This is a genomic window from Nonomuraea basaltis (assembly GCF_005893125.1).
Taxonomy (GTDB): domain Bacteria; phylum Actinomycetota; class Actinomycetes; order Streptosporangiales; family Streptosporangiaceae; genus Nonomuraea; species Nonomuraea basaltis.
This window is the reverse complement of the sequence record NZ_VCJS01000158.1, coordinates 19,908-29,655: the sequence shown is the minus strand read 5'-3', so window position 1 is coordinate 29,655 and position 9,748 is coordinate 19,908. Positions and strand designations below refer to the sequence as shown.

At 69.5% G+C, this 9,748-nt stretch carries 11 protein-coding genes; 8 read left to right on the top strand and 3 right to left on the bottom strand.

What is annotated here, in order from left to right; genetic code table 11:
• Positions 1 to 241 (top strand): hypothetical protein (locus EJK15_RS73425; RefSeq protein WP_206061546.1); only part of this gene is annotated, 241 nt, incomplete at its 5' end.
• Here the strand turns inward: EJK15_RS73425 and EJK15_RS47635 are convergent.
• The 3 genes from EJK15_RS47635 to EJK15_RS47625 form a co-directional block, all read right to left on the bottom strand.
• Positions 228 to 788: a quinone oxidoreductase family protein gene (locus EJK15_RS47635; RefSeq protein ID WP_240777673.1), complete on the bottom strand. Its 561-nt coding sequence runs from the start codon at positions 786 to 788 to the stop codon at positions 228 to 230. The genes EJK15_RS73425 and EJK15_RS47635 overlap by 14 nt on opposite strands.
• Positions 789 to 890: 102 nt before the next feature.
• Positions 891 to 1,247 (bottom strand): hypothetical protein, encoded by a 357-nt coding sequence (locus EJK15_RS47630; RefSeq protein ID WP_138717076.1) that lies wholly within the window; start codon positions 1,245 to 1,247, stop codon positions 891 to 893.
• Positions 1,244 to 2,473 carry a hypothetical protein gene (locus EJK15_RS47625; protein WP_138717075.1) on the bottom strand — a complete coding sequence of 410 codons (1,230 nt, stop codon included), beginning with the start codon at positions 2,471 to 2,473 and terminating at the stop codon, positions 1,244 to 1,246. The genes EJK15_RS47630 and EJK15_RS47625 overlap by 4 nt, the downstream gene beginning before the upstream one ends.
• A gap of 121 nt (positions 2,474 to 2,594) precedes the next feature.
• Between EJK15_RS47625 and EJK15_RS47620 the strand changes: the two genes are divergently transcribed.
• The 7 genes from EJK15_RS47620 to EJK15_RS47590 all read left to right on the top strand — a co-directional run bounded on the left by EJK15_RS47620 (position 2,595) and on the right by EJK15_RS47590 (position 9,712).
• On the top strand, positions 2,595 to 3,194 hold the full coding sequence (locus EJK15_RS47620; protein ID WP_138717074.1) for an HXXEE domain-containing protein: 600 nt from the start codon (positions 2,595 to 2,597) through the stop codon (positions 3,192 to 3,194).
• 48 nt (positions 3,195 to 3,242) lie between these two features.
• The gene (locus EJK15_RS47615) at positions 3,243 to 3,908 is read left to right on the top strand and encodes a carboxymuconolactone decarboxylase family protein (RefSeq protein ID WP_138717073.1); all 666 of its coding nucleotides are present in this window, start codon (positions 3,243 to 3,245) and stop codon (positions 3,906 to 3,908) included.
• A complete protein-coding gene (locus tag EJK15_RS47610) occupies positions 3,905 to 5,089 on the top strand; it encodes an FAD-dependent oxidoreductase (protein WP_138717072.1) in 1,185 nt (394 codons plus the stop codon). The genes EJK15_RS47615 and EJK15_RS47610 overlap by 4 nt, the downstream gene beginning before the upstream one ends.
• Complete coding sequence (locus EJK15_RS47605; protein WP_138717071.1) at positions 5,086 to 6,255, top strand: FAD-dependent oxidoreductase; 1,170 nt, start codon at positions 5,086 to 5,088, stop codon at positions 6,253 to 6,255. Before EJK15_RS47610 ends, EJK15_RS47605 begins: the two co-directional genes overlap by 4 nt.
• A complete protein-coding gene (locus EJK15_RS47600; RefSeq protein WP_138717070.1) occupies positions 6,252 to 7,469 on the top strand; it encodes an FAD-dependent oxidoreductase in 1,218 nt (405 codons plus the stop codon). The genes EJK15_RS47605 and EJK15_RS47600 overlap by 4 nt, the downstream gene beginning before the upstream one ends.
• Complete coding sequence (locus EJK15_RS47595) at positions 7,466 to 8,908, top strand: MDR family MFS transporter (RefSeq protein ID WP_138717069.1); 1,443 nt, start codon at positions 7,466 to 7,468, stop codon at positions 8,906 to 8,908. Before EJK15_RS47600 ends, EJK15_RS47595 begins: the two co-directional genes overlap by 4 nt.
• A gap of 135 nt (positions 8,909 to 9,043) precedes the next feature.
• On the top strand, positions 9,044 to 9,712 hold the full coding sequence (locus EJK15_RS47590) for an alpha/beta fold hydrolase (protein ID WP_138717068.1): 669 nt from the start codon (positions 9,044 to 9,046) through the stop codon (positions 9,710 to 9,712).
• Positions 9,713 to 9,748: the final 36 nt, after the last annotated feature.

Here is a 9,748-nt window from a genome sequence, read left to right as displayed (position 1 = left end):
GCGTTGCGGATCCTGCTCGGTACGGGCGGCCACGCCGTCCACCGGCCCTGGGTGCGCCAGGCGCGCCCGCTGCTGGCGCGCGAACGCGAGCTGCCGCTGCTGCGGGCGCTCATTTCCGGACGGCTGCGATCACCTCCGCCAGGCAGTCGCGTTCCTGACCTGGCTCTGGCTCGACATGCGGCATGGTGGCCGCGCCGAGCAGCAAGCCGCCTGGATGGTTCTGCTGATCAGGGGACCTTGAGCACGAGCTTGCCCGTGGTTGTGCCGGACTCGATGCGCCGGTGCGCCTCGGCCGCCTGATCCAGCGTCAGTTCCTCGACGCGCAGCAGCAAGTCGCCTGCCGCCACGGCGGCGACGGCACGGCGCAGTGCACGTCCCGCCTCTGCGGGGAAGGCGGCAGAAAAGGCGGCCAAGTTGAATCCCGACATGGTCTTGTTGGTGAACCACAGCTCGTTGGCCGGGATGCCGACGTCGTCGGCGCCGCTGGCGTTGCCCATGACGATCAGGCGGCCCATCGGGTTGAGGGCGTCGATTCCGGTACGGCGCGTCGTGCCGCCCACCATGTCAATCACGATGTCGAAGCCGGAGGGGTGTTCCTCGCGGAGCACCACTTCCTGGTAGCCGAAGCCCTTGGCGGTTTCGATCTTGGCGTGGCTGCCGACCGTGCCGACCACACGGCCCGCGCCGAGCAGCCTGGCTGCCTGACCGAGCTGGCTGCCCACCCCGCCGGCCGCCGCATGCACCAAAACGCTTTCGCCGGGCGCGATGCGGGCCACTTTGTCGAGCACGAGGAACGCGGTGGTGCTGTTGGACGGGATCGCCGCGGCGACGTCCAGGCCGAGGTCGAGCGCTCGTTCGCCGCTTCTGCCATCGGACTGATGTTCCGACCGTCACACCAGCAGGCCGACTGTGATCGTCTCCTCGCCATGATCCCCGGACAGGGTGATCGACAGTTCCCATACGCCGTCCATGGTGAACACGTCCTGTATGGCGACGAAGCGGCCGGGGTCGGCTCGCACGGTGCCGACCGGCGGCAGCGCGTGGCCCATGCTGGGCATGACCGCCGCCAGCGTGACCGTTTCGGCCTTGCCCGAGGTCACCCGTACCTCGACACGATCGGCCGGCAGCACGCTGACGGTGTAGTGCGTGCCCGCCACCGCCACGCTCTCGGGGCTGCCGCCGATCCAGCGCGAGGTGACGGCGAACAGCACACCCGCGATGAGCAGGCAGACGCCCGCGTACTTCATCGATCTACCTCCATGGTGAAGGGCCGGGTCAGGAGGCGGCCTCCAGCGGCGTACTGGACCCAGACCAGGTAGCGGCCCGGTTCGGGGAGCGTGAGCGTGAAGCGCAGTGCGGAAGGACCGGCCGCCGTCCCGTGGGCGTGCGCCAGGTGGGCGCCGTCCCGGCTCCGGACGACCAGATGGCCGGGCATACCCAGCCAGAGCTGGATCTGCCCCTCCGTGGCGACCTCGATGGTCACCGGGCTTCCGGCGACCGGCGCCGACGGGGTCAGGCTGGGCATGGCGACCTCCTGCACGGAGACGTCCGGCTGTGCCGTACCGGAGACTTCGAAGGCGCCAGTGAGGAGCTGCCCGCCGGATTGCTGCCGCTCGATCTCGGCGTAGGCGAGGTAGCGGCCCGGTCGCGGGAGGCTCAGCCGTACGGCCAGCACACCCGGCGCGGTCCGCAACGGGTGCACGTGCCGGAAGACCGCGCCATCCTGGCTGGTGACCACGAGATGCGCCGGCGCCTCGTGGTGGACGGCGAGATCGTCCACCGGCCGACCGGTCGCGCCGTCCGCGAGCCGCAGGGTCAAGGTGAACTCGGTGCCCGTGGCGGGCAGGGCGGGCAGCGTCGAGAAGCGGCCCTGCGCATACGGCCGGCCTGGCTCGGCGACGGGTGCGGCTCCCCCTGGCTGCGCGGGTGACAGGTACGGCCCAAGCAGCATCACGGTGACCGCGACCGCTGCGGCTGCGCTCGCGCCGCTCACGAGGAGCCGGGACATGCTTATGGCGAGCACGCCGCCCACCAGCAGCAGCCCGGCCACCAGGAAGGCGCCGTCCATCACCATCGTCCAGGGGGTGCTGCCGGGCACCAGCACCCGGAACGGGATCACCGAAACCTCGTCATCGGCACGCACGTACAGCTCGTGCGGGCCAGCGTGAGTGACCCGCAACGCGGCGGACTCCTTACCGGCGCGCACAGAATCCGCCGACCTGCCGCCGTCAGTCAGCGACCGTAACTCCAGCTGCAGGCTCACGGGATCCGCCGCTTCCGCGGCCACCCGCAGTGCCGACGGCACCTGCGAGACTCCCGAGATGACGAGCGTCACCTCGCCCGCTGCGAAGGTCTGCGTCACCCGCAGATCCGCTCCCGCTTGGACGACATGCGCCTGAGCCGGAGCGCTCAGCGACAGCACCAACAGCCATGCGACCGTCAGAAGCCGGATCGCGCCATTGATCGCCTTCATGAGCATGACACTAGGCAGAGGCTGCCGTGCCCCGCCTCCGTCAGGTGACTGATATGCCCCGCATACCTATCAGTCACCTGACAGAGGCGGCCGGCAGCGCACTCTCCCTAGCCTTCCGGCCATGACCAAACGACCCGAACCCTACTCGGCGACCGTCATGGCGATCCTGGCCGCCGCCTTCTGCAGCTGGGCACTGCTGACCCTCCCCATCCAAGGTGCCGTCGTCCTCGTGGTCGCCAGCGTGCTGGGCTGGAGCGGGTGGATCGCCTTCAGCTACACCCGCCCGGTGAAGTCCAGGAAAGTGATCGCCGTCTACCTGTGCGCGGTGGGTTTCCAGCTCATCCACATGGCCGAGGAGTACACCGGCGGCTTCCCCCACGAGATCGTCGAGCTGTTCGACTCGCCACGCGACTGGCCGGAGAACGAGTTCCTGCTCGTGTTCGTCTTCGGCTTCGGCGCGCTGTACTTCTTCGCCGGCGCGGGCGCGCTCTACCGGATCCGGGTGTCCAACTTCTTCCTGTGGTGGTACGCCCTGGGCGCCGGCCTGCTCAACGGCATCGCCCACTTCGTCTTCCCGATCCTCAAGGGCGGCTACTTCCCCGGCCTGTACACCGCCGGCGGCCACTTCATCATGAGCGGCCTGCTGATCTACTTCCTCATCAAGGAGAACCGCCAGCTCAAAGCCGCCGAACAGGCGCCTCAGCCGCTGCTGGCCAGGTAGCCCCCCAGTAGTCCCTCGACCGGCCAGTCCTGAACGGAGACCGCCGCCTTGACCCAGCTCGCCGGAGCGGACGCCCTCGCCGCGCTCGATCCCGTCTTCGCCCAGCTCGCCGTCGGCGCGGGCCATAACCTCTGGGGCCTGACCCACCTGACGATGCGCGAGAAGGCCTTCATCTGTCTGACCGCCGACCTATGTCATCCCCACCTCGACCTGCCCCTGGCGATGCACGTGCAGATGGCTCTGGCCAATGGCGTCGAGCCGGAGGCCGTCAGGGAGCTCTACCGGCACCTGGCGCCCTACGTGGGCTACCCGATCGTGGTCACCGCCTTCCAACGCTTGACCGAGCTCGGACTGCCCCAGGCCCAGGACGACAAGCCCGTCGAACCCACACCGCTGACCGGAGTGCTCGCGCGAACCGTACGCGCCCTGGAGGACGTGGACTCGGGCCTGGCCGCCTTCACCGAGGACCAGCTCGCCCAGCGCTGGGCCCGCCCGCACCTCAGCGTCCGCGAGCGCGCGCTCGCCTGCCTGGTCGTGGACGTCTTCTACCAGACGCTCGGTGAATCCCTGGGCCTGCACGCCGAGTTGGCCAGGTCGGCCGGGGCCACCGACGAGACCCTGCGCGACCTGCTCCGTGGTGTGGCCGAGTTCGGCATGCCGAGGGTCTGGGCCGCCGCGCAGGCGCTGCTCCCGCAGCCGACGGAGGTCGCATGAACGTGGTGGTAGCCGGAGGTGGTCCGGCCGGGATGATGCTCGGCCTGCTGCTGGCCCGCGCCGGGGTCGAGGTGACCGTGCTGGAGAAGCATGAGGACTTCCTGCGCGACTTCCGGGGCGACACCGTGCATCCCTCCACCCTGGAAGCGCTGGACGAGCTGGGCTTGGCGGAGCGCTTCCATCAACTCCGGCATCGCAAGGTCACCACACTCAACGTGCCGCTGGGCGGCGGGCTGGCGCCCATCGAGGCGTTCGCCGGGATGAAGGTGAAATTTCCGTACATCGCGTTCGTGCCGCAGTGGGACTTCCTCAACCTGCTCGCCGAGGAAGCCCAGCGATACCCGAATTTCACCCTCCACATGAGCACCCCGGTACGCGACGTCATCCGCCGAGTCGGCAAGGTCGTGGGGGTCCGTTGCGACGATGGCCGCGAGTTCCGCGCGGATCTGGTCGTCGGGGCCGACGGCCGGAATTCTGCGGTACGGCAAGCGGCCGGAATGCCGGTTCACGAGCTCGGCGCGCCCATCGACGTGATCTGGTTCCGCCTGACCAGACACGCCGGTGACCAGGAGAATCTGGTCTTCCAGCTCGCCCGCGGCCGGGGCATGGTCGCCATCGACCGTGGCGAGTTCTGGCAATGCGGCTACCTCATCGGCAAGGGTGGCTTCGACGACTGGAAGGCCAAGGGCATCGAGGCCTTCCGCCGGGACGTGGCGCAGGTGGCCCCGATGTTCGCCGACCGCACCGGCGAGCTGACCTCCTTCGAAGTGATGGGCTTCCTGGAGGTCCGGGTCAACCGGCTGAAGACCTGGCACCAGCCCGGGTTGCTGTGCATCGGCGACGCCGCGCACGCCATGTCACCGGTCGGCGGAGTGGGCATCAACCTGGCCGTCCAGGACGCCATCGCCGCCGCCAACATCCTGACTCGCCCGCTGCTGGACGGCACCCTCGACGACGGTGATCTGGCTGCGGTCGAGCATCGCCGTGAATGGCCCGCCGTGCTCACTCAGCGGGTGCAGGCGATCCTGCAGCGCCAGGCGTTCGACGACAAGCGCAAGGACGGCCAGCTGCCCGCCCTGGCCCGTTTCCTGATCCAGCGCACGGCCATCCCCCGTTACCTGGCCGGACGTTTCCTCGCCTTCGGCTTCCGCCCCGAGCACATCCAGGAGATCCCGAGATGAGCGTGGCGATCTCGGGCGGCGGCCCGGCCGGGCTGATGCTCGGCCTGCTGCTGGCCCGCAAGGGTGTCGAGGTGACCGTGCTGGAAAAGCATGAGGACTTCCTGCGCGACTTCCGCGGCGACACCATTCACCCGGCGACCATGGAGCTGCTCGACCAGCTCGGCCTGCACGACCGATTCCACAAGATCCCCTACGGGAAGTTCCAGAACGTCGGCTTCGGCAAAGACCTGCAGGTCGGCTCGTTGACCGAGCTGGGGCTGCGCTACCCGTTCGTCGCCATCGCGCCGCAGTGGGACTTCCTCAACCTCATCGCCGAAGAGGCCCAGCAGTACCCGAGCTTCACGCTGAACATGCGCTCCCAAGTGGTCGATCTGCTGCCGGAGGGCGGGGTACGCTACCGCGACCCCGACGGTGAGCACGAGCTGCGCGCCGACCTCACGGTGGCCTGCGACGGCCGCGACTCCCTGCTGCGGGCCAAGGCCGGACTGCCTGTGCGCACCATCGGCGCGCCCTTCGACGTGGCCTGGTTCCGTCTACCCAGGCGTGACCCGGACGTGGAGGAGTTTTACTACCGGGTCGCGCCCTACAAGTGGATCGTCGGATTCGACCGGCGCGCATACATCCAGCTCGCTTACGTCTTCGACAAGAACCGGCGCGAGAAGCTGATCGGCGACGGCATCGAGGCCTTCCGTGACGGCGTGGCGCGAGCCGTACCGGAGCTCGCCGATCGCGTGGCGCTCCTGCGTTCCTTCGAGGAGGACGTGAGCTTCCTCGACGTGCAGGTCAACAGGGCCATCAGGTGGTACGGCAAAGGCCTGCTGCTGATCGGCGACGCCGCTCATGCGATGTCCCCGATGGGCGGTGTGGGCGTCAACTACGCCGTGCAGGACGCGGTCGGAGCCGCCAACATCCTCTCCGACGCGCTCAAGAGCGGCGGGCCGGTGCCGGAGCACCTGCTGCGTGCCGTACAGAAAAGGCGCGAGCTGCCCGTCGCGGTAATGCAGCGGCTCCAGCTCCTGATGCAGCGGCGGCTGGTCGAGCCCGCGCTGCGAGGAGAGGTCGCGAACGTGCCCAGGATGGCCACGTTGATGCGGCGCGTCGGTCCGGCTCGCCGGGCCTTGATGCGGCTACTCGCCGTCGGACTCAGAAAGGAAAGCATCCGATGAACGTCGTCATCGTCGGCGGCGGTCCGGCCGGAATGATGTTGGGGCTCCTGCTGGCCAGAGGCGGCATCCAGGTGACTGTGCTGGAGAAGCACGGCGACTTCCTGCGCGACTTCCGCGGCGACACTGTGCACGCCTCGACGATCCGGCTGATGGACGAGCTCGGGCTGGGCACGAAGTTCCGCAAGCTGCCGCAGAGCCGCCTCGGCGAACTGGAGGCCCCGCTGCCGGACGGGAGCAGGATCACACTGAGCGACATCGCCGGGCTGCCAGAGCCGTACAACTACGTCGCCATGATGCCCCAGTGGGATCTGCTGAACTTCCTGGCCGAGGAAGCCGCACGCGAGCCGGCCTTCACCCTGCTGATGAACACGGCGGTGACAGGGCTGCTCAGGGAGGGCGGCAAGGTCGTCGGGGTGCGCTGCGGCGATCTGGAGCTCCGTGCCGACTTGACGGTGGCCTGCGACGGGCGGCACTCGACCATCCGCCACGAGCTGGGACTGGCGGCCCGCGAGTTCCCGGTGCCCTTCGACACCTGGTGGTTCCGGCTGCCCCGCCATCCGGAGGAACGCGACGAGATCGCGCGGCTCAACGGGCAGTTCAAGGGGGACCAGATCGCGCTCTGCTTCACTAGGGAGGACTACTACCAGATCGCCTACTTCACCAGGAAGGGCGCCGACCCGCAGCTTCGGGCCGAGGGAGTGGAACGCTTCCGCGAGCGGATCGCCGGGCTGCTGCCGCAGTTCGCCGACCGGGTGGACCACCTTCGGAGCATGGACGAGCTGCACCTGCTCGATGTGAAGCTCAACCGGCTGGAGCGCTGGTACGCCGAGGGTGTGCTGCTCATCGGCGACGCCGCGCACGCCATGTCACCAGCCGGCGGCATGGGTATCAACCTGGCCATCCAGGATGCGGTCGCCGCGGCGACGATCCTGATCGAGCCGTTGCGCGCTGGGAGCCTCTCCACCGCTGACCTGGCCAAGGTGCAAAAGCGTCGCTGGTGGCCGACCGTGCTCGTTCAGCGCTACCAGCAGGTGCTGCACCGCGCGATGTTCGTGCCCGCCTTCTCCGGCAAGGGCGCCAGGCCGCCGCGCCTGCTGGTCTTCCTGGCCAGGTACTTCCCACCGTTCAAGAAGATCCCCTCGAAGCTGCTCGCGTTCGGTCCCCGGCCCGAGCACGCCCCGGTGTACGCGCGGCGCCCGGAGCAGCGGCCATGACTGCGGTGGCCGCGCCCGAACGCCTGGATCCCGCCCTGCTCAAGCTCGCCGCGATCGTGGTGGTGGGCGCGCTGGCCTCGTTGCTGAACACCACGATCCTCAGCGTCGCCATCGACGGCCTCGGGCGGCACTTCGACGCTCCCCTGGCGACGGTGCAGTGGGTGGCGACGGCCTACCTGCTGGCCATGGCGATGGCGATCCCGCTCACCGGCTGGTCGGTGCAGCGGTTCGGCGCGAAGACGATGTGGATGTCGGCGCTGTCGGTCTTCCTCGCCGCGTCGGTGCTGTGCGGCCTGGCCTGGTCGATCGAGAGTCTGATCGCCTTCCGGGTGCTGCAGGGGCTGGCGGGCGGCATGATCCTGCCGCTGGCCCAGACGATCCTGGCTCAGGCCGCCGGGCCGTCGCGGTTCGGGCGGGTCATGGCGCTGGTGGCGATCCCGGGCCAGCTCGCACCGATCATCGGCCCGGTCCTGGGCGGCGTGCTCATCGACGGCGCGGGCTGGCGCTGGGTGTTCTTCGTCAACGTGCCGGTGGTCGGCCTGGCCTTGCTGCTCGCCTGGCGCGCGATGCCCTCCGGCCGGCCGCAGGGCCGTCCGCCGCTGGACGTCCTGGGCCTCGTCCTGCTGTCACCCGGCCTGGCCGCCCTGGTGTACGGCCTCGCGCAGATCGGCGGTGCCGGAGGCAAGGGCTTCGGCAGCACCGTGGCCGTCGTCATCCTGATGGCCGGGGTGGGACTGGTCGCGGCGTTCGCCCGGCACGCCCTGCGGACCAGGACCGCCCCCCTCCTCGATCTCCGGCTCTTCCGCCACCGCTCGTACACGCTCGTGACAACCCTGACGTTCCTGTCCGGAGCCTCGATCTTCGGGCCGATGTTCCTGCTGCCGCTGTACTACCAGCAGGTCCACGGCCTGACGACCGTCGAGACCGGGCTCATGCTCGCCCCTCAAGGGATCGGCACCGCCCTGTCGCTGCTGGTCGCCGGGCGGCTCAACGACCGCATCGGGGCGCGCCCCCTGGTCCTGGTCGGGCTGGCCGTCACCGTCGCGGCGACGATCCCGTTCACCCTGTCCGGCACCGGCGACCTCATCCAGATCATCACCCTGCTGATCCGCGGCATGGGACTGGGCATCGCGGGCGTGGCCATGATGGCCGGCGCCTACCAAGGACTGCGCCGCGACCAGATCCCCGGCGCGACCGGCCTGACCAATGTCGTCCAGCGCGTCGGCGGCTCGCTCGGCACCGCCGTCCTGGCCATCGTCCTCCAACGGGTCACCCAGGGCAACAGCACCCCCGCCGCACTGGAAGGCGCCTTCGGCGAAACCTTCTGGTGGACAGTCGGCTTCGCTCTCATCGCCCTCATCCCCGCATGGCTACTACCACGATCACGACCGGCCCCGACCGAGCCGGGTGCGCGTGATGGCCGCGGAACGACTCACTAACTGGATCGTCGAGTGCGACGGTGCCGCTGTGCGCCCAGGCGCTGTAAGCCGGATCACCCGCCGTGTCTGTCACGGTTCTCAGCGCCAGCCCGTCCAGACGCATGAACCCCTCCCCAACCGCACCAAAGGATCACCATGGTTCCCCTTGCCGACAACACACCTCCCAGCACCATCGAGCAGCCGGTGCGCCAGCGGCGCTGGCCCCGCTGGTTGGCGGCCGCGGTGGCGCTGCTGGTGGCCGCGATGCTGCTCGGCGCGTACGGCTGGCAGCCGGCCGAGGACGGCCGCGCCTTCCGCTCGCCGTACCTGGCCCAGGTCGGCTCCCGCTACGCCGACACCCCGACCGCCCGCTTCCACTACGTCCAGGCCGGAGCCGGCACGCCGGTGATCCTGCTCTCACCCGGCGGAACCTCGGTCATCGGCTGGAAGGATCAACTCGACGTGCTGGCCCGCGACCACACCGTGTACGTGGTCGACCTGCCCGGCCAGGGCTACACCCAGCTGAAGGACTCCGGCTTCGCCTTCGACCTGGATGCCATGGTCTCCGCCGTCGGCGCGTTCATGGACGGCCTCCGCGTGCGGCAGGCCGCCCTGGCGGGCAACTCCTGGAGCGGCGGCTGGGCCCTGGCCTTCGCCCAGCGCCACACACTTCGCGCTCAACGCGGAGGACGAGGTCATCTTGGGGCGGCACTTGTGCGCATCACCGGGAATGGCGACGATCGGCTGCGGGGTCTGAGCGGGAAGCGGCAGGCAACCAGCCGCCACCATGTCAGAGCCGCGGCGAGATCGGCCACCGTTTGGTAGTGGACACCGCTCATACCGAGCGACCTGGCCGCCTCC